The sequence below is a fragment of the Sulfitobacter sp. S190 genome (assembly GCF_025141935.1).
Classification (GTDB): domain Bacteria; phylum Pseudomonadota; class Alphaproteobacteria; order Rhodobacterales; family Rhodobacteraceae; genus Sulfitobacter.
On record NZ_CP081120.1, the window covers coordinates 41,191 to 59,722 of the forward strand.

The 18,532-nt window shown below is 57.1% G+C and carries 19 protein-coding genes; 11 read left to right on the top strand and 8 right to left on the bottom strand.

The genetic code is table 11. The features are described 5' to 3' along the window. The first annotated feature begins 24 nt into the window (after window positions 1–24). Together K3756_RS00195 and secB are read left to right on the top strand one after the other, a co-directional pair. Window positions 25–525, top strand: a complete 501-nt coding sequence (locus K3756_RS00195) for an FxsA family protein (RefSeq protein WP_259989750.1) — start codon at window positions 25–27, stop codon at window positions 523–525. Between the two features lie 66 nt (window positions 526–591). Further along, window positions 592–1,083 (top strand): protein-export chaperone SecB, encoded by a 492-nt coding sequence (secB, locus tag K3756_RS00200; protein WP_259989752.1) that lies wholly within the window; start codon window positions 592–594, stop codon window positions 1,081–1,083. A gap of 4 nt (window positions 1,084–1,087) precedes the next feature. Here the strand turns inward: secB and dnaQ are convergent, their stop codons facing one another. Genes dnaQ through K3756_RS00220 form a run of 4 tightly spaced genes read right to left on the bottom strand, consistent with a single transcriptional unit; the run spans window position 1,088 to window position 3,792 of the window. After that, a complete protein-coding gene (dnaQ, locus tag K3756_RS00205) occupies window positions 1,088–1,774 on the bottom strand; it encodes a DNA polymerase III subunit epsilon (RefSeq protein ID WP_259989754.1) in 687 nt (228 codons plus the stop codon). Continuing rightward, complete coding sequence (gene coaE, locus K3756_RS00210) at window positions 1,767–2,357, bottom strand: dephospho-CoA kinase (protein ID WP_259989756.1); 591 nt, start codon at window positions 2,355–2,357, stop codon at window positions 1,767–1,769. The genes dnaQ and coaE overlap by 8 nt, the downstream gene beginning before the upstream one ends. After that, window positions 2,357–3,196 (bottom strand): shikimate dehydrogenase, encoded by an 840-nt coding sequence (locus K3756_RS00215; protein WP_259989758.1) that lies wholly within the window; start codon window positions 3,194–3,196, stop codon window positions 2,357–2,359. Before K3756_RS00215 ends, coaE begins: the two co-directional genes overlap by 1 nt. Further along, on the bottom strand, window positions 3,193–3,792 hold the full coding sequence (locus tag K3756_RS00220; protein ID WP_259989760.1) for a nucleoside triphosphate pyrophosphatase: 600 nt from the start codon (window positions 3,790–3,792) through the stop codon (window positions 3,193–3,195). Before K3756_RS00220 ends, K3756_RS00215 begins: the two co-directional genes overlap by 4 nt. A 406-nt stretch (window positions 3,793–4,198) precedes the next feature. Between K3756_RS00220 and K3756_RS00225 the strand changes: the two genes are divergently transcribed. The 7 genes from K3756_RS00225 to K3756_RS00255 all read left to right on the top strand — a co-directional run bounded on the left by K3756_RS00225 (window position 4,199) and on the right by K3756_RS00255 (window position 11,546). Then, window positions 4,199–4,648 carry a CopD family protein gene (locus K3756_RS00225; RefSeq protein ID WP_259989762.1) on the top strand — a complete coding sequence of 150 codons (450 nt, stop codon included), beginning with the start codon at window positions 4,199–4,201 and terminating at the stop codon, window positions 4,646–4,648. Between the two features lie 131 nt (window positions 4,649–4,779). After that, entirely contained in the window at window positions 4,780–6,051 is a 1,272-nt protein-coding gene (rho, locus tag K3756_RS00230; RefSeq protein ID WP_259989764.1) for a transcription termination factor Rho, read from the top strand. Window positions 6,052–6,079: 28 nt separating this feature from the next. After that, a complete protein-coding gene (gene mnmE / locus K3756_RS00235; protein WP_259989766.1) occupies window positions 6,080–7,363 on the top strand; it encodes a tRNA uridine-5-carboxymethylaminomethyl(34) synthesis GTPase MnmE in 1,284 nt (427 codons plus the stop codon). A 12-nt stretch (window positions 7,364–7,375) separates the two neighbouring features. Beyond that, window positions 7,376–9,238, top strand: a complete 1,863-nt coding sequence (gene mnmG, locus K3756_RS00240) for a tRNA uridine-5-carboxymethylaminomethyl(34) synthesis enzyme MnmG (RefSeq protein WP_259989768.1) — start codon at window positions 7,376–7,378, stop codon at window positions 9,236–9,238. Then, window positions 9,235–9,843, top strand: coding sequence for a 16S rRNA (guanine(527)-N(7))-methyltransferase RsmG (gene rsmG, locus K3756_RS00245; protein WP_259989769.1), 609 nt, complete (start codon window positions 9,235–9,237; stop codon window positions 9,841–9,843). The genes mnmG and rsmG overlap by 4 nt, the downstream gene beginning before the upstream one ends. After that, window positions 9,836–10,663 (top strand): ParA family protein, encoded by an 828-nt coding sequence (locus tag K3756_RS00250; RefSeq protein ID WP_259989770.1) that lies wholly within the window; start codon window positions 9,836–9,838, stop codon window positions 10,661–10,663. The genes rsmG and K3756_RS00250 overlap by 8 nt, the downstream gene beginning before the upstream one ends. After that, complete coding sequence (locus K3756_RS00255) at window positions 10,653–11,546, top strand: ParB/RepB/Spo0J family partition protein (RefSeq protein ID WP_259989772.1); 894 nt, start codon at window positions 10,653–10,655, stop codon at window positions 11,544–11,546. The genes K3756_RS00250 and K3756_RS00255 overlap by 11 nt, the downstream gene beginning before the upstream one ends. Here K3756_RS00255 and hemW read toward each other — a convergent pair. From hemW to rph, 3 genes are read right to left on the bottom strand one after another with little or no spacing between them, the layout of a single operon-like run. Beyond that, entirely contained in the window at window positions 11,543–12,700 is a 1,158-nt protein-coding gene (hemW, locus tag K3756_RS00260) for a radical SAM family heme chaperone HemW (protein ID WP_259989774.1), read from the bottom strand. The genes K3756_RS00255 and hemW overlap by 4 nt on opposite strands. Continuing rightward, a complete protein-coding gene (rdgB, locus tag K3756_RS00265; protein ID WP_259989776.1) occupies window positions 12,693–13,304 on the bottom strand; it encodes an RdgB/HAM1 family non-canonical purine NTP pyrophosphatase in 612 nt (203 codons plus the stop codon). The genes hemW and rdgB overlap by 8 nt, the downstream gene beginning before the upstream one ends. Continuing rightward, entirely contained in the window at window positions 13,301–14,014 is a 714-nt protein-coding gene (rph, locus tag K3756_RS00270) for a ribonuclease PH (protein ID WP_259989778.1), read from the bottom strand. The genes rdgB and rph overlap by 4 nt, the downstream gene beginning before the upstream one ends. A gap of 96 nt (window positions 14,015–14,110) precedes the next feature. On the opposite strand from rph, the gene hrcA reads away from it, so the two are divergent. Then, window positions 14,111–15,175 carry a heat-inducible transcriptional repressor HrcA gene (hrcA, locus tag K3756_RS00275; protein ID WP_259989780.1) on the top strand — a complete coding sequence of 355 codons (1,065 nt, stop codon included), beginning with the start codon at window positions 14,111–14,113 and terminating at the stop codon, window positions 15,173–15,175. A 9-nt stretch (window positions 15,176–15,184) separates the two neighbouring features. Beyond that, complete coding sequence (locus K3756_RS00280) at window positions 15,185–15,745, top strand: nucleotide exchange factor GrpE (RefSeq protein ID WP_259989782.1); 561 nt, start codon at window positions 15,185–15,187, stop codon at window positions 15,743–15,745. 30 nt (window positions 15,746–15,775) lie between these two features. On the opposite strand, the gene mutS is transcribed toward K3756_RS00280, so the two are convergent. Continuing rightward, window positions 15,776–18,418: a DNA mismatch repair protein MutS gene (mutS, locus tag K3756_RS00285; protein ID WP_409202410.1), complete on the bottom strand. Its 2,643-nt coding sequence runs from the start codon at window positions 18,416–18,418 to the stop codon at window positions 15,776–15,778. Window positions 18,419–18,532: the final 114 nt, after the last annotated feature.

Below are 18,532 nucleotides of genomic sequence, written 5' to 3' on the forward strand. Positions count from 1 at the left end.
GGCCCGAGGAAAGGATTGTTCTGCATGTGGCTTTTAATCGCATTCATCGCGGTACCGCTGATTGAAATCGCCCTGTTCATTCAGGTTGGCGGCCTTATCGGGCTTTGGCCGACGCTGTTGATCGTTCTGATCACGGCTGTTCTGGGCACATATCTGGTGCGCAGTCAGGGCAAAATGGCGTTGGGGCAGGTCCAGTCGTCGTTCAACGAGTTGCGCGATCCGACCGAGCCGCTGGTGCATGGCGCGATGATCCTTTTTTCCGGCGCATTGTTGCTGACCCCCGGTTTTTTCACAGATGCGCTGGGGTTCGCGCTTCTGGTGCCCGCATTCCGGCATGCCGCGTATAAATACATCCGCGCCCGCGTGACGGTACAGGGCTTCGGCACACCGGGTCAGGGTGCCGACCCCCGCAGGCAGCCCCCGAGACGAGACGGCAGAGATGACGTGATCGACGGTGAATTTGTCGAATTGTCCGAAACCGACGACACAACGCCGCGCGGAAATTCGGGGTGGACCAAACACTAGTTGAGGGCCGTAGGGGGGTCTGATAAGCCTCCTTCGATGAAATCAGACTCCAAAGGGAGAACCGACATGGCAGAAGAAGAAGCAAAACCGGCAGAAAAGCCAAAATCACCGGATATGCGTGTTTTGGGGCAGTTCATTCGTGACATGTCCTTCGAGAACATCATGGCCCAGAAAGGCGCGCCATCCGATGTGCAGCCCGACGTGCAGGTGCAGGTCAATCTGGATGCCAAGAAGCGCAGCACCGAAAACCAGTACGAGGTTTCGATCAAGCTGAACGTGACATCCAAGGCCAAGACGGGCGACTCGACGCTTTTCGTTCTGGAACTGGATTATGTCGGCATCTTCCACATCGAGAATGTGCCCGATGACCAGATGCACCCGTTCTTGTTGATCGAATGCCCGCGCATGATCTTCCCGTTCCTGCGCCGCATCGTGTCGGACGTAACGCGCGACGGTGGCTTCCCGCCGCTGAACCTCGAGAACATCGATTTCGTATCGCTTTACCGCAACGAGATCGCGCGTCGTCAGGCGGAAAGCAAGAAAACCGCCGACGCCTGATGCGTCAGGCCTTGAGCCAAAGAGCATCGCCGCCCATTTTGCCGACAAATTCGGCATGGGCGGCTTTTTCTTTGTCCGATATCCGCGCAGGCAGCGGCATTGGCCGTGGGCGTGGTGTCCATTCGGATGTGGGTTCGCCTGATTTGCGTTCCGGCTGTGCGGACAGGGCGAAATCGGGCTGCTTGCCGCCAATCAGCTCCAAATAGACCTCTGCAAGGATTTCGCTGTCGAGCAAGGCGCCGTGCAGGGTACGCGACGAGTTATCGATACCGAACCGGCGGCACAACGCATCCAGCGACGAAGGCGAACCGGGGAATTTCTTGCGGGCGATGGCGAGCGTGTCGATGGCCTGTTCCCACGGGATTTGCGGCAACCCCATCCAGCCCAGTTCGGCATTGAGAAATTTGATGTCGAACGCCGCGTTGTGGATGACCAGCTTGCTGTCTTTGATAAAGTCGAGGAAAGCCTGACCGACGGCGGCGAATTTTGGTTTATCGCGCAGGAATTCATCACCGAGACCGTGCACTTCGAACGCTTCTTGCGGCATGCCGCGCTCGGGATTGATGTACTGGTGATAGGTCCGGCCCGTCGGCATGTGCCCCATCAGTTCGACAGCGCCGATTTCAACAATCCGGTCGCCGGTTTGCGGGTCAAAACCGGTGGTTTCAGTGTCTAGAACGATCTCACGCATTGGGCAGTCTGCTCCTGATATCGGCCAGCATATTTTGCACCTGCTGGCGCGCGTGTTCAAGCGTATCCGTCTCGATCACATAGTCGGAGCGCGCGCATTTCTCTTGCGCAGGCATCTGCTTGGCGCGGATCGTTTCAAACTGTTCTTTGGTCATGGTGCCCCGCGCCATCACGCGGCGTTCCTGTTCGGCATCTGATATGAATACGCAGGCAATTGCGTCGACGCGGGTTTCGCCGCCGGTTTCAAACAGCAATGGTATATCGAGCACAACAATATCGGCCTGTGCCTGCGCGATAAAGGTCTGGCGGTCTGCGGCGACCAGTGGGTGCACGATGCGTTCGATACGAGAAAGAGCGCCGGCATCGGACGCGATGATCTGTTTGAGACGCGCGCGCGAAACTCCGTCCGCATCAACGGCTTCGGGAAAGGCCTGCGCCAAGGGCGCGACCGCCGCCCCGTTGGGCCCATAGAGGCGGTGAACGGCAGCATCGGCATCCCAAAGCGCACACCCCTCATCGACGAGCATTTGAGCCGTCGTCGATTTACCCATTCCGATCGATCCGGTGAGACCCAGCAGGAACATCAGCGCAAAGCCGCGGCCCGGGTCGCGCTGTCGACCGTCGGCCGCTTGCCGAACCACCGCTCGAACGCGGGCACGGCCTGATGGAGCAACATCCCGAGCCCGTCGACCGTCACGCAGCCGACCTGTTCTGCGGTGGCCAGAAGGTTCGTTTTAAGCGGTGCGTACACCAGATCAGTGACTGTCATGCCCTTGCGCAGCCCGTCTAGCGGTACGCGCAATTCGCCTTTTCCCACCATACCGAGCGACGTGGTGTTCACCACAAGTGCGGCGTCGTCGATCATGTTGCCCGCCTGAACCCAGTCATAAACGTGCAGTCTTTGGCCGAAATCGGACTGCAATTTTTCGGCGCGCACACGGGTACGGTTGGCAATCCGGATTTCGGGCACACCAGCATCCAGCAGCGAGGCAACGACCGCGCGTGCGGCGCCGCCCGCACCCAGAACCGCGGCGGGACCCGAGCGGGGATCCCACATCGGCGCACCGGCCTTCAGGTTTTCCAAGAAACCGTACCCGTCCGTGTTATCGGCGTGAATCATTCCGTCCTTGCGGAAAATCAATGTGTTGGCGGCCCCGATCAGAATGGCCCGGTCGGTGACAAGATCGGCAATTTCCATCACCGCCTCTTTATGTGGAATAGTGACGTTGCACCCCACAAAGCCCATTGCCGGCATGGTACGCAGCACCCGTTCGAGATCATCGCCCGCGATGTCCATCGGGATGTAATGGCCGGAAATGCCGTAGGTTTTCAGCCAATGGCGGTGAAGCTGGGGCGATTTCGAGTGGGCAATGGGTGAACCGATCACCCCGGCGAGGGGTATACGCGCAAGTGTATTGGTCATGTGTCGATGTCTCCGCGCAGGGCAAGATAGCTTAGCATTTCCAGCAGTGGCATACCGAGAACGTGAAAGTAATCCCCCTCGATCCGGGTGAAGAGCCGCACACCTTCCTCCTCGAGCTTATAGCTGCCGACGCTGTGCTGAATGCTGTCCCAGTTGCGATCCACGTAGCCGGAAAGATAGCTGTCGCTTGCATCGCGCATGCGCAGCCTGACCTGCCCGATATGCCGCCACAGGGGTTTGCCGTCCTGGGCGATCACGGCGGCCGACAAAAGGGTGTGGCGATCGCCGTTCAACGCATGCAGTTGGGTCAGCGCGTTTTCGGCGCTGGTCGGTTTGCCGAGCAGTGTTCCGCGATGTTCCAGAACCTGATCGCACCCGATCACGAGCGCGCCGGGATGTTTGTCCGATACCTTCAACGCTTTCAGCTCGGCAAGTTTATCGGCGATGTCACGCGGGGGGGCATCCTCCGCCAAAAGGGACCTCTTAATCGTTTCTTCATCGATGCGGGCCACGATAACCTCATGGGCGACACCCGCCTGACGCAAAAGCTGCGCGCGGATCTGTGACCCGGAAGCAAGAATGATGGGGACACTCATGTGGATAACCCTCTGCGTAACAGCGTGAACGGTGCGGGGGCTTTTGTCGGAAATTTGGGATCACGGCGCAAGGGCACCGTTTTCACGGCATTCCGGGATTCAATGCCAGAGTTTTACGGGGATGGAGAAGGATAAAAGGATGCCTGTGCGTTTCACGTTTCCGCAACCTGTTTCCCCAAGTCTATCCACAGAAAATATGCAAAGTGATAATTTATAAAGCACTGAAAATATTGTGAAAATATTAGAAATCGGTAATTATCCAGACCACTTATCCTGCTGGCGGGGGATGGCGGATAAGGCTGAGGATAAACATTTAATCCACAGAAAATCGCTTCCCTACACAAAACATCAATCTTTCTTTCTTTCTATATTATATTAAGGAAGGCTCAGAACCGGAGAGATACCTTTGACCGATTTTCTGAGCATTGCTTACCCATGGATCAAAGCGGTCCATATCATGGCCGTCATCTCGTGGATGGCCGCGTTGTTCTACTTGCCGCGTTTGATGGTGCACCACACCGAAAAGGTCGGGTTGAGCGGCGAAACGCACGACTTGTTCGCCATGATGGAATACAAGCTTGCCAAGGTGATCATGTCACCAGCGATGATGGCCACATGGGTGTTCGGGCTGTTGTTGGTCCTAACCCCCGGGATTGTCGATTGGGGCGCTGTGTGGCCCTACCTGAAGGGTGCAGGGGTCATCGCTATGACAGTGTTTCATGTGTGGCTGATGCGCCGGATGCGGGGCTTTCAACGTGCAGAGAATACGCTGACAGGGCGGCAGTACCGGTTGATGAACGAAGTGCCCACGGTGCTGATGATCCTGATCGTCGTGTCTGTGTCCGTCAAATTCTGAGGCCGGATTGACAGACGGGCCACAAATGCCTAACTACGCGGGACCGCCCCGTCCTGGGACCGGAGTATTCTGACCTACTGCTGGAACACATCGCGCGCACCCGAGAGGGGCAGGGCGCTAAAGGTATATCGATGACAATTGAAAAACTGAACCTTGCTGATCTCAAGGCGAAATCCCCAAAAAGCCTTCTGGCGATGGCCGAAGAGCTGGAGATCGAGAACGCATCGACGATGCGCAAAGGCGAGATGATGTTCCAAATCTTGCGCGAACGCGCGGATGAAGGTTGGGAAATCTCCGGTGATGGTGTTCTCGAGGTGCTCCAGGACGGTTTCGGCTTCCTGCGCTCGCCCGAGGCGAACTATCTGGCCGGACCTGACGATATCTACGTGTCGCCCGACATGATCCGCCAGTGGTCCCTGCGGACCGGTGACACGATCGAAGGGCATATCAAGGCGCCTGACGACAGCGAGCGTTATTTCGCGCTGACCGAAGTGACCCAGATCAATTTTGAATCGCCCGAGCAGGCGCGACACAAGGTTGCGTTTGAAAACCTCACACCGCTGTATCCGGATGAGCGTTTGCAGATGGAAGTGGACGATCCAACGGTCAAGGATCGTTCGGCGCGGATCATCGATCTGGTGTCGCCAATCGGTAAGGGGCAGCGGTCACTGATCGTGGCGCCGCCGCGGACGGGTAAAACCGTGCTGCTGCAAAACATCGCCAATTCGATCGAGAAGAACCACCCGGAATGCTATCTGATCGTTCTGCTGATTGATGAACGTCCCGAAGAGGTGACGGATATGCAAAGGTCGGTGAAGGGGGAAGTCGTTTCGTCCACCTTTGACGAACCCGCGACGCGGCACGTAGCAGTGTCCGATATGGTGATCGAAAAAGCGAAGCGGCTTGTCGAACATAAGCGCGACGTTGTGATCCTCCTCGATTCCGTGACCCGACTGGGCCGCGCGTTCAACACCGTGGTTCCGTCGTCGGGCAAGGTTCTGACCGGTGGTGTCGACGCGAACGCATTGCAACGTCCCAAGCGTTTCTTCGGTGCGGCGCGGAATATCGAAGAGGGGGGTTCGTTGACGATCATCGCGACCGCCCTGATTGATACGGGCAGCCGGATGGACGAGGTGATCTTTGAGGAATTCAAAGGCACCGGTAACTCTGAAATCGTTCTGGATCGCAAAATTGCCGACAAACGCGTGTTCCCTGCGATCGATATTCTCAAGTCCGGTACCCGGAAAGAAGACCTGCTTGTCGACAAGGTCGATCTGCAGAAGACGTTTGTCCTGCGCCGCATTCTGAATCCTATGGGGACAACAGACGCGATCGAGTTCCTGATTTCGAAATTGAAGCAGACCAAGACCAATTCCGACTTTTTCGACTCGATGAATACGTAAATACGTTTTAATTCAGAGGCTTAGGTCAATGGATACGATTTTTGCCCAAGCGACTGCTGTGGGGCGGGCCGGCGTGTCCGTCGTTCGGATTTCCGGTCCGCATGCCAGGGAAATTTCAGGGCAGATGGTCGGCGGGTTGCCGGAACACCGGCAAACAGCACTACGGATGGTTCGGGGAACTGACGGCGGGTACATCGATCAGGCGCTGGTCATCAGGTTCGATGGCCCCAACAGCTTTACTGGCGAGGATGTCGTTGAGCTTCACTTGCACGGCAGTATCGCAATTCTCAAACGTGTCCTTCTGGAGCTAGGGTCGAAGCCCCACGCCCGTTTGGCCGAACCCGGTGAATTTACACGCCGCGCGCTCGAGAACGGGAGGCTTGATCTTGTCCAGGTCGAAGGCCTTTCGGACCTTATTGAGGCGGAAACTGAAGCGCAGAGGAAACAGGCGCTGAAGGTATTGTCCGGGATGCTTGGCAATAAGGTCGAGAGTTGGCGGGCCGCGTTGATCCGTGCGGCCGCTTTGCTGGAAGCGACAATCGATTTTGCGGATGAAGATGTGCCGGTGGACGTGACTGGTGAAGTGCGTGAGCTGCTGGATGGCGTGCGGGCGGATGTTCAGATTGAAATTGATGGCACAGAGTCGGCCGAGCGCATACGCACCGGATTCGAAGTTGCGATTGTTGGTGCGCCGAATGTCGGAAAATCCACCCTCCTGAACCGCTTGGCAGGTCGTGACGCGGCGATAACATCGGAAATTGCGGGTACGACGCGGGATGTGATTGAAGTACGCATGGATCTTGGCGGTTTGCCTGTTACGCTCCTTGATACGGCCGGAATTCGCGAGAGTGACGACACGATTGAAAATCTTGGCGTGCAGCGCGCGCTGTCACGCGCGTCGGACGCGGATGTCAGGATTTTCCTTTTGGACGGTGATGACCCCAAATTGGATCCACTGGAGTCCGATATCGTCTTGACGGCGAAAGCGGATCGATTAAACGCGGGGTATCCAGCGATTTCCGGACAGACCGGCGCGGGCGTCGAGGAGTTGCTAAACGACCTTCAGGAAAAACTCGGCGTTTTGGCTGCGGATGCTGGACTTGCCACGCACGCGCGGCATGCAGTGGCGATGCAAAGTGGCATTGATGGCATTGATGCTGCGACGAATATCTTGGATCAGGGCCCCGACCTCTATGATCTTGCGGCGGAGGAATTGCGTGTGGCAATTCGCTCATTTGAGGCGTTGGTTGGTCGCATTGACGCAGAGAATCTGTTAGATGAGATATTCGCCAGCTTCTGTCTTGGAAAATGAGGATTGTTTCACGTGAAACATTTTGATGTCGTTGTAATTGGGGGAGGGCATGCCGGGACGGAAGCCGCGCATGCTGCCGCCCGTCTGGGCGCAAACACAGCGCTTGTTACGATGTCTCGGGATACAATTGGTGTCATGTCCTGCAATCCGGCGATCGGTGGGCTAGGCAAAGGGCACCTAGTGCGAGAGATTGACGCCTTCGACGGTGTCATGGGGCGCGTTGCGGATAAAGCCGGCATCCAGTTCCGTCTTCTGAATCGTCGCAAAGGTCCAGCCGTTCAGGGACCGCGTACGCAGGCGGATCGCGAAATCTATCGGTCGGCGATGTCGTCGGAAATGGAATCTCACCCCTGTATTACGATTATTGAGGGAGAGGTCGTTGACCTTTCGATGGAAGGCGGCTCCGTTACCGGTATTGTCTTGGCTGATGGCTCGTCTTTGGAAAGCCAGGCCGTTATTTTGACCACCGGGACATTCCTGCGTGGCGTTATCCATATCGGAGACGAGCAGCATAGTGGTGGGCGAATGGGCGATAAGCCGTCTATCCGCCTCGCTGAACGGATTGATGACTTTGGCGTCGCCTTGGGGCGGTTGAAGACAGGCACACCGCCGCGTCTCGATAACCGGACAATTGATTGGTCAGGCCTCGCGCTGCAAGAGGCGGATGCCGATCCCGCCCTTTTCTCGTTCATGTCAGACAAGGCGCAAGCCCGTCAGATCGCGTGCGGCATCACGCATACTAACGAGAAAACACACGATATTATCCGCGAGAACCTCGAAAGATCAGCGATGTACGGGGGCCATATTGACGGTGTTGGGCCGCGATATTGTCCGTCGATTGAGGATAAGGTCGTAAGGTTCGCCGATAAAACCTCTCATCAGGTCTTTTTGGAGCCCGAAGGTCTTGATGACCCAACGATTTATCCCAACGGTATTTCGACATCCCTTCCGATATCGGTCCAGGAGCAATACGTTCGCTCTATCGACGGTTTGGAAAACGTCCAGATTATGCAGCCCGGGTACGCCATTGAGTACGATTACGTTGATCCTCGCGCTTTGCGTCAAACTCTGGAGCTAAAGGACGTGTGTGGTTTGTACTTGTCGGGTCAGATCAATGGTACAACCGGGTATGAGGAAGCGGCCGCGCAAGGGATGGTCGCCGGGCTGAACGCTGCGCTGGCTGTGCAGAACCGTGATCCGATCCATTTCAGCCGGACCGACAGCTATATTGGTGTGATGATCGATGATCTAACATCGAAAGGCGTAAGTGAGCCTTATCGGATGTTCACGTCTCGCGCCGAATTCCGGCTATCTTTGCGCGCCGATAATGCGGACCAGCGGTTGACGCCGGTAGCGATCGAGTTGGGCTGTGTTTCCGAAACCCGCCAGCGAACGTTCAACGAAAAACGCGACGCGCTAGCGGACGCGCGCAATTTGCTGGAAAACACAAGCTTTACACCCAAAGCAGCGGCTGAAGTCGGCATAAAGATCAATCAGGATGGTCAAAGACGCACCGCTTTTCAGTTGCTCGCATTTCCTGAAGTCGATTTCTCTACAATTAGCAAGCTGTCGGATAAATTCACTTCAATTGCTCCCAAGATCGCGGAGCAGGTGGAGAAGGATGCATTGTACGCGAATTATATTAAGCGGCAGCAGAATGATGTTGCTTTGCTCAAGAAAGACGAGCAGGAGCGGATACCGTCTGACTTCGATTATGTCGCAATCGATGGCTTGTCGAATGAACTGACAGCAAAGCTCAACGCGTCACGCCCGGAAACGCTTGCGCAAGCAGCGAAGGTCGATGGTATGACGCCCGCGGCGCTTACCTTGATCCTTGCTATTCTGAGGAAGCGTGCGAAGAGAAAATCGGCATGAGCGAGAAAAGCGCCGCAAATGTTTCACGTGAAACATTCGACAGATTAAAAGCGTTTGAAGCGCTTGCGGTGAAGTGGACCAAGAAGATCAACTTGGTCTCCTCTAATGACAGTCAGCACATTTGGGACCGGCATATCGTTGATTCACTACAGGTGTACCAACTGGCACCAACCGAAGGCGATTGGCTCGACCTCGGCAGCGGTGGTGGGTTCCCCGGTCTGGTAGCCGCGATATTGGCGAAAGAAGCGCAGCCTGCGCGGCGTTTTACGCTCGTCGACAGTGATCAGCGCAAGTGTACGTTCCTTCGAACGGTAGCGCGGGAGCTGGAATTAAACGTATCAGTACTAAGCGAGCGGATAAACGATGTGCCACCGCAAGATGCGTCAGTCGTCTCCGCGCGTGCTCTTGCAGAATTATCAACGCTTCTCGAATTTGCCGACCGCCATATGCGCGCGGATGGTATCGCTTTATTCTTGAAGGGTGCGCGTTGGCGCGAAGAAAGTGCTGACGCAAAACGCAAATGGCAGTACGTTGAAGAGGCGGTTCAGAGCGAAACCAATCCCGACGCTGTTATTTTGAAGATCAAGGAGCCTGTACGTGTCTGATCTTTCTCGTCCTCAAGGACCGAAAATTGTGGCAGTTGCGAACCAGAAGGGTGGTGTGGGCAAGACCACGACCACAATTAACCTTGCCGCGGCTTTGGCGGAGGAGGGGCTTCAGGTTCTGGTTATCGATCTGGACCCACAGGGCAATGCATCGACAGGGCTGGGCATTGATTTGGATGACCGGGAATTCACGACCTACGAGCTGCTGCTCGAGGACATTGATTTGAAGAATGTGATCCTGCCCACGGAGACCCGTGGACTGTCCATCGTGCCTGCGACTGTAGATCTGAGCTCGGCGGATCTTGAGCTTCTTACCAATGAGAAGCGCAGCTTTCTCCTGCATGATGCCCTGCGGCAAACGCAAATGGATCAATTCGCCTTCGACTATATCCTGATCGACTGCCCCCCGTCGCTTAATCTTCTGACAGTGAACGCAATGATTGCATCCCATTCGGTGCTCGTGCCGCTGCAGAGCGAGTTTTTCGCGCTTGAGGGTTTGTCCCAGCTGATGCTGACGATCCGCGAGGTCCGGCAAGCAGGCAACAAGGATCTGCGTATTGAGGGGGTTGTCCTCACGATGTACGATCGTCGGAATAATCTATCGCAACAGGTTGAGGCAGATGCGCGTCAGAACCTTGGCGACCTGGTCTTTCGGACGATGATCCCGAGAAACGTCAGGGTGAGCGAGGCGCCAAGTTTTGCGATGCCGGTATTGAGCTACGACAGCCAATCGAAGGGCGCAATCGCCTATCGTGAGTTGGCCCGCGAGCTTTTGAAAAATAACAAGATTGAAGCCAAAGAGGTGCAGCATGTCGAATAGTCAGGAGCGAAAGCGGGGCTTGGGCCGGGGGCTTTCCGCGTTGATGGCTGATGTTACTGAAACAGAGACCATCGTTGCAAAGGGTCCTGCCGCTGCAGATCAAATGGTGCCGATCGAGCGGGTTTCGCCGAATCCGGATCAGCCGCGCAAACAGTTTGTTCAGGGCGATCTGGATGATTTGGCGGCGTCGATTAAGGAAAAAGGCGTTCTGCAGCCGTTGATCGTGCGCAAGCGCGCTGATGATACGTTTGAGATTGTAGCGGGAGAGCGGCGGTGGCGGGCGTCGCAGATGGCGCAGCTGCACGAGTTGCCCGTTATCGTGCGGGAATATAGCGACATCGAAGTTCTCGAAGTCGCGATCATCGAAAATATTCAGCGGGCTGATCTGAATGCCGTGGAAGAGGCGGCCGGATACCGCCAGCTGATGGACAAATTCGGTCATACGCAGGAAAAAATGGCCGAAGCACTTGGCAAGAGCCGGAGCCACATCGCGAATTTGCTGCGGCTACTCAATCTGCCGATGCCAGTTCTTGATTTGCTGCGGCAAGGGGATCTGAGCGCGGGTCATGCACGCGCGCTTATCCCAGCGCAAGATCCGATGAAGCTGGCGCAGCAGGTTGTAAAGGGTGGATTGTCCGTCCGTGCGACGGAGGCTTTGGTCAAGAAAGAGCAGTCGGCACAGGATGGAACCAAAGCGCCAAAACGGCCACCGTCGGACGAGAAAGACGCCGATACGCGGGCTTTGGAGGGCGATTTGTCCGCCGGTCTTGGCATGAAAGTTACGCTGAACCATAAGGCCGGCGCGGAGAAGGGCCAGGTAATCGTGCACTACGCTTCAATGGACCAGTTGGATGAGATTTGCCGTATCTTGGGCGGAAATTAAGCGTCAATTAGGTCGGAAATGACAGAGTTTAGGACCCTAAAACCCTGATCTGAAACGATAATTCTCGATTCCGTTTCAGACAGCATCCCGATTTCGTGCAGGTGTGAAAGGGTGTCGATGCTAAGAGGTTTCCCGGCCAGCCTTTCATAGCGCTTTGCGTCGATGCCTTCACGCAGACGAAGGCCCATCAGCAGGAATTCAATGGCTTCATCAGACCGCGTGAGGCGCTCTCTTGGTTTTTCTGCAGAGCCTGTTTCGACAGCTTTGAGCCACATTTGCGGGTTTGAGTGACACAGCGTCGCGTTGCGCCGACCGTTCGATGTAATCCGACCATGCGCGCCCGGGCCGATGCCGATATAATCGCCGTACCGCCAGTAAATCAAATTGTGCCGTGATTGCGCGCCGTCGCGGGCGTGGTTTGATACCTCGTAGGCAGGCATCCCGGCATCCGCGCAAATCTGTTGCGTCATATCGAACATGTCGGCCCCCAGATCGTCAGTTGGTAGGCCGCGCAGCTTGCCGCGGGCGTAACGGTCACCGAAAGCTGTGCCGTCCTCGATTGTGAGCTGGTAGAGCGAAAGGTGGTCTATTGCCATGCTCAGGGCCTGTTTGAGCTCTGTTTCCCAGTCTGCAAGCGATTGATTCTGACGGGCATAGATGAGATCGAAACTGACACGGTCAAATGTTTTGCGGGCAATATCAAAGGCCGCAATGGCTTCTTTTGCACTGTGCAGGCGACCAAGCTGTCTCAGGTCATCGTCGTTCAGCGCCTGAATGCCCATCGAGATACGATTGACGCCGCCGTCTCGATAGGCCGCGAAGCGACCGGCCTCGACCGAGCCGGGGTTCGCCTCGAGTGTGATTTCGGGATCGTTGCTGGTAGGCCAAAGCGTGCGGATTGTTGCAATTATCTCGGCCACGGTGTCCGGTTGCATCAGGCTGGGTGTGCCTCCGCCAAAGAAGACGGACTGCACAATGCGCCCTTGGGTCTCTTCAGCGACCCGTCTGAGTTCGCTGAGGTACGCGGCCTTCCACGCATCCTGATCGATAAAACGCGTGACGTGGCTGTTGAAGTCGCAGTAAGGGCATTTGGCTTCGCAGAACGGCCAATGGATGTATATTCCGAATCCACCGTTGTGCCAGTCGTCAGTCAAAACACTTGGCCAGCAGCTTTTTGAAGGCGTCCGCCCGATGGCTGATCGCGTTCTTTTCGTCATGGGTCATTTCCGCAAACGTGCGGGTTTCGCCGATGGGTTGGAAGATAGGATCATAGCCGTGTCCCGTTTCACCGCGCATCGGCCATTGGAACGTGCCGTCCACGAAGCCCTCGACCACCTCGTCATGTCCATCGGGCCACGCAAGCACGAGCGTTGCGCAGAAGCGGCAGTTCCAAGGCTGTGGCGCGCCGGACTTTTCCAGCAAAGCGTGGGTCTTTTCCATCGCCATGAGAAAATCGCGCCCGTCCGGCGTTTCGGCCCAATCAGCGGTATAGACGCCTGGCGCATTGTCCAATGCAGCCACCTGTATGCCGCTGTCATCGGCGAGCGCGGGAAGACCGGTGGCCCGGGATGCCGCGTGCGCTTTGATCCGGGCGTTGCCGATGAACGTGTCTTCGGTTTCGTCCGGTTCTTCGAGATTCAGTTCCTTGGCGCCGACCACGGCGATGCCCAAGGGGCCGAACAGCTCCTGCATTTCTTCCAGTTTTCCGGCGTTGTGGGTCGCGACAAGAATGCGGTCGCCGTCGAACTTTCGGCTCATGCGCAGGCCGCTTTCTGGATTTGCGCCAGCTCGGCAACGCCTTTCTCGGCAAGATCCAGCAGCTCGTTCATCTGATCACGCGTGTAGGTGGCGCCCTCTGCGCTCATCTGTGTTTCGATCATCTGCCCGCTTTCGGTCATGATGAAATTACCGTCGACGCCCGCCTCGGAATCTTCGGGGTAATCGAGATCAAGCACCGGTTGACCCGCGTAGATGCCGCAGCTGACGGCAGAGACGGGATCCACGAGTGGATCGGTTGTCACGTCACCCGCTTTCATAAGTTTGTTGACCGCCAGCCGCAGTGCGATCCAGCCGCCGGTGATGGAAGCGCACCGGGTCCCGCCATCGGCCTGCAGGACATCGCAATCGACCGTAATCTGCCGTTCGCCCAGCGCTGAGCGATCGACACCTGCCCGCAAGGATCTGCCGATGAGCCGTTGAATTTCGACGGTGCGGCCACCCTGTTTGCCCGCGGAGGCTTCGCGGCGCATTCGCGTATTGGTGGCACGGGGCAGCATGCCGTATTCGGCGGTGACCCAGCCCAGCCCCGATCCCTTGATGAACGGCGGCACGCGGTCCTCGATGGTCGCAGTGCACAGCACGTGCGTATCGCCCACTTTGATCAATGCGGAGCCTTCGGCGTGTTTCGTGAAACCGACCTCGACAGATACGGCGCGCATTTCGTCAAGTTTCCGACCGGATGGACGCATGGTGATGTTCCTTTGTGTGATTTGCCTTCGGGGATAGCCCCCCCTCCCTTGCGGATGCAACCCCTGCGCCCTTAATGTAGTGCGAAGGAAGCCCGCATGACTGATACATCCACTCTATTGCAGGAAATGAACGACCGCTCGCGCGAAGTGTTTCAGCGCGTCGTCGAAGGGTATCTTGCCAATGGCGAGCCGATGGGGTCGCGCACGTTGACGCGTGATTTCAGCGAAAAAGTGAGCGCGGCGACAATCCGCAACGTGATGCAGGATCTGGAGTATCTGGGATTGCTCGACAGCCCGCATGTCAGCGCCGGGCGTATTCCGACGCAACTGGGGCTGCGGATGTTCGTCGACGGGTTGCTGGAAGTCGGCAACCCCGATGATCAGGATCGCGAACGCATCGACGCAACTTTCGGGCGCGATATGGACGACGTTGGCGGTGTGCTTGACCGTGTCGGGTCTGCGTTGTCAGGCGTGACACAGGGTGCATCGCTCGTGCTGGCGCCCAAACACGAAGCGCCGATCCGTCATATCGAGTTTGTGTCCCTTGCTCCCGATCGCGCGTTGGCTGTTCTTGTTTTTTCCGACGGCCATGTGGAGAACCGCCTGTTCAGCCCGTCACCCGGCCAGACGCCAAGCTCGATGCGGGAGGCCGCGAATTTCCTGAACTCTCTTGTCGAGGGCAAAACGCTGTCGGAGCTTCAGGGAACGATCCAAAAGGAGATGGCGACACGGCGTCAGGAAATAGATGCGCTTGCTGCCGAGCTTGTGGAAACCGGAACGGTGATCTGGGATGACAATGGCGACCATCCTGAACGGCTTATCGTGCGGGGGCGGGCGAATCTGCTGAAAAACAGCGGAGAGGCCGAGGACATCGACCGCATTCGGACGCTGTTTGACGACCTTGAACGCAAACGGGACATCGCCGATTTTCTCGAACTCGCCGAAGACGGCGACGGTGTGCGCATTTTTATCGGTTCGGAGAACAAACTTTTCTCACTTTCGGGTTCCTCTTTGGTGGTTTCCCCATATATGAACTCGGACCGTAGGATTATTGGCGCCGTTGGGGTGATTGGTCCGACGCGGCTGAATTACGGACGCATCGTGCCCATCGTGAACTATACGGCACAACTGGTTGGAAAGCTGATTTCCGACCGGAGTTAGAGGTGGAAAATGGCTGACCCGAAACACGAAGATTTTCTTGATGACCCCGAAGCGGCAGAGGCGGAAGCCTATGCCAACGAGATGGAAGAAATCGACGAGGGCGAATTGGCGCTCGAAGAACTGATGGCAGAGCGGGACAAGTACAAGGACCGCTTCATGCGCGCCTTGGCCGACGCAGAGAATGCACGCAAGCGCTCCGAGAAGGACCGTCGTGAAGCCGAGAACTACGGTGGCTCCAAACTTGCCCGCGACATGCTGTCGGTCCATGACAATATGAAACGCGCGCTGGAAGCGGCGACCGAAGAGCAGCGCACCATTTCCGGACCGCTGCTTGAGGGTATCGAACTGACCATGCGCGAATTGCGCAGCGTGTTCAAAAAGCACGGTATCGAAGTGATCGCGCCCGAAGTGGGCGATCGGTTTGATCCCAAGCTGCATCAGGCGATGTTCGAGGCACCCGTGCCGGAAACCAAAGCGGGCGACATTATTCAGGTCGCGGCCGAGGGTTTCATGCTGCACGACCGTTTGCTGCGCCCAGCTCAGGTTGGTGTTTCGTCCAATCCGGGCTGATTATTGCGCTATTAGATTTGAAAGGGGCGGTCAGGTTTTGGCCGCCTCTTTCAGTTTGTAGATCAGGTCGAGCGCATCGCGCGGGCTCAGCTCATCTGGCAAAATCGCCTCGATCATCGTTTCGACCTGCGACGTCTTTGGCGCAGGTGTGGGCGGCGTAGGCGTGGCTGCGAACAGCGGCAAATCGTCGATCAGTGTCTTTTGGGTGGCCCCGCCTTCGCGCTCGCCTTGCTCCAGCGCGTCAAGAACAACGCGGGCACGTGCGATCACCGCATCCGGCAGCCCCGCAAGCTGTGCCACCTGAACGCCATAAGACCGGTCTGCCGCGCCTTTCTTCACCTCGTGAAGAAAGATGACTTCGCCTTCCCATTCCTTGACAGACACGGTGGCGTTGTCGACCCCGTCGAGCTTTCCGGCAAGGGCGGTCATTTCATGGTAATGGGTGGCAAAAAGGGCGCGGGCACGATTCACGTCATGCAGGTGTTCCAGTGTGGCCCAGGCAATGGAAAGCCCGTCATAGGTTGCCGTCCCGCGACCGATTTCATCGAGGATAACGAGCGCGCGGTCGTCGGCCTGATTGAGGATCGCGGCGGTTTCAACCATTTCCACCATGAAGGTCGAACGCCCCCGCGCCAGATCATCGGACGCACCGACGCGGCTGAACAGCTGGCTGACCACACCGATGTGCGCGCGCGTCGCCGGAACATAGCTGCCCATTTGGGCGATCAGCGCGATCAGGGCGTTTTGCCTTAGAAACGTCGATTTACCGGCCATGTTCGGACCGGTCAGCAGCCAGATCGCAGCGGATGTTTCGGCGCTCAGATCGCAGTCGTTCGCGACAAAAGGTGTGCCCGATTGTTTGGACAGCGCATGTTCGACGACAGGATGGCGCCCGCCTGTAATGTCAAAGGCCCTGCTTTCATCGACGACGGGGCGCACCCAGTTTTCTGACTGTGCCAGTGCGGCAAGCGACGTTGCCAAATCGATCTCGGCCAGTGCGGCGGACGCATTTGCCACCTCCGCCGCCTTTTCAAGGATAGAGCCTCTGAGCGTTTCATAGAGCCGCTTTTCCAGTTCTACCGCGCGATTACCGGCGTTGAGGATCTTTGTCTCCAGCTCGCTCAATTCGACGGTGGTGAACCGGACCTGATTTGCGGTTGTCTGGCGATGGATGAATTTTTCCGACAGCGGAGCGGAAAGCATTTTTTCGGCATGGGTAGCGGTGGTTTCGATGAAGTAACCCAGCACGTTGTTATGCTTGATTTTGAGAGACGAAATACCGGTTTCAGTGACGAATTCGGCCTGCATGCCTGCAACCACGCCGCGGCCCTCGTCACGCAGGGTGCGGGCTTCATCAAGTTCCGCGTGGTATCCGGCTGCGATAAATCCACCATCGCGGACCAGCAGCGGCGGCTCGGCAATCAACGCGTCATCAAGCAGGTCAATCAGCGTGTCGTGACCGACCAGATCGTCGGCAGATTGCGTGATCAGATCAGGCAGGGAGTCGTCCTGCAACATGCGTGCGATATGCTCTGCTTCGGTCAGGCCATTGCGAATTGCAGTCAGATCGCGCGGGCCACCCCGGTCCATGGACAGGCGCGACAGGGCGCGCTCAAGATCGGGAACATTGCGCAAGCGTGTCCGGATATCTTCGCTCAGGCGGGTGTTGTCCATGGCAAAGCTGACGGCATCCTGCCGCGCATGAATTGTCTCTAATACGCGCGAAGGGCTCGAAAGGCGCCGTTCGAGCAAGCGCGCACCACTGGCAGTCACCGTGCGGTCCATAACCGACAGAAGCGAGCCGGAGCGGCCGCCGGTCAACGCATGTGTCAGTTCAAGATTGCGGCGGGTCGCGGCGTCAATCTGCACAGTGCGCGCTTCTGCCTCTTTCACCGGTTTTCTCAAGAGCGGCAAGTTACCCTTTTGCGTGATTTCCAGATAGTCGATCAGCGCACCCATCGCAGACACTTCAGCCCGTTCAAAGTTGCCAAAAGACTCCAGCGACGACACGGCAAACAACGTGCAAATGCGGTTTTCGGCCCCCGTACTGTCAAAGCTCGCACGTGACAGGGTGGTAAGCGACAGGTCGAAGTCATCCTCGAGATGCCGGTAGTCGCTCTCCCGTCCATCCGCGATCAGCAGCTCCGATGGCGCGAGGCGGGCAAGTTCGGGGCCAAGCCGTACTTTGGGCAGGGTCATGGCATGGAATGCGCCCGTCGATATGTCGACCCACGCCAACGCAGCGTCGTCACGAACCTCGGCGAAGGCCGCCAGAAAGTTATGCCGCCGCGCTTCAAGCAGTGAATCCTCGGTGAGCGTACCCGGTGTCACGAGCCGCACAACATCGCGCTTAACAACCGACTTAGAGCCTCGTTTTTTCGCCTCTGCCGGGCTTTCGAGCTGTTCACCCACCGCCACGCGAAACCCTTTACGGATTAAGGTCAGCAGATAACCTTCGGCGGCATGGACAGGGACTCCGCACATGGGAATATCCTTGTCCTCATGTTTGCCGCGTTTGGTCAGCGCGATGTCCAATGCCTCAGACGCCGCGACGGCATCGTCAAAAAACATCTCGTAGAAATCACCCATGCGATAGAACAGGAGCGCGTCCGGATAGCCGGATTTGATCTCCAGATATTGGGCCATCATCGGTGTGGTTGTGCCGGTGCTCATCTGCGTCCCCCTTGGCGTGCCGCTTGTCTACAAAACACCGCCGCGCAGGGGAAGGGCAGGGGCCAAACAATAGACGTGCGGCCGCATTGTGCTAAACCTGAGTTTGCGCGAACC

Excerpts from the sequence above, each read along its gene's own strand:
- coaE (WP_259989756.1), bottom strand. The coding sequence starts at position 2,357 with ATGTTCCTGCTGGGTCTCACCGGATCGATCGGAATGGGTAAATCGACG.
- rsmG (WP_259989769.1), top strand. The coding sequence starts at position 9,235 with ATGAGCGAGAAAAGCGCCGCAAATGTTTCACGTGAAACATTCGACAGA.
- K3756_RS00215 (WP_259989758.1), bottom strand. The coding sequence starts at position 3,196 with ATGACCAATACACTTGCGCGTATACCCCTCGCCGGGGTGATCGGTTCA.
- mutS (WP_409202410.1), bottom strand. The coding sequence starts at position 18,418 with ATGAGCACCGGCACAACCACACCGATGATGGCCCAATATCTGGAGATC.
- K3756_RS00220 (WP_259989760.1), bottom strand. The coding sequence starts at position 3,792 with ATGAGTGTCCCCATCATTCTTGCTTCCGGGTCACAGATCCGCGCGCAG.
- rph (WP_259989778.1), bottom strand. The coding sequence starts at position 14,014 with ATGCGTCCATCCGGTCGGAAACTTGACGAAATGCGCGCCGTATCTGTC.
- K3756_RS00195 (WP_259989750.1), top strand. The coding sequence starts at position 25 with ATGTGGCTTTTAATCGCATTCATCGCGGTACCGCTGATTGAAATCGCC.
- rho (WP_259989764.1), top strand. The coding sequence starts at position 4,780 with ATGACAATTGAAAAACTGAACCTTGCTGATCTCAAGGCGAAATCCCCA.
- K3756_RS00255 (WP_259989772.1), top strand. The coding sequence starts at position 10,653 with ATGTCGAATAGTCAGGAGCGAAAGCGGGGCTTGGGCCGGGGGCTTTCC.
- hrcA (WP_259989780.1), top strand. The coding sequence starts at position 14,111 with ATGACTGATACATCCACTCTATTGCAGGAAATGAACGACCGCTCGCGC.
- mnmE (WP_259989766.1), top strand. The coding sequence starts at position 6,080 with ATGGATACGATTTTTGCCCAAGCGACTGCTGTGGGGCGGGCCGGCGTG.
- secB (WP_259989752.1), top strand. The coding sequence starts at position 592 with ATGGCAGAAGAAGAAGCAAAACCGGCAGAAAAGCCAAAATCACCGGAT.
- rdgB (WP_259989776.1), bottom strand. The coding sequence starts at position 13,304 with ATGAGCCGAAAGTTCGACGGCGACCGCATTCTTGTCGCGACCCACAAC.
- dnaQ (WP_259989754.1), bottom strand. The coding sequence starts at position 1,774 with ATGCGTGAGATCGTTCTAGACACTGAAACCACCGGTTTTGACCCGCAA.
- K3756_RS00280 (WP_259989782.1), top strand. The coding sequence starts at position 15,185 with ATGGCTGACCCGAAACACGAAGATTTTCTTGATGACCCCGAAGCGGCA.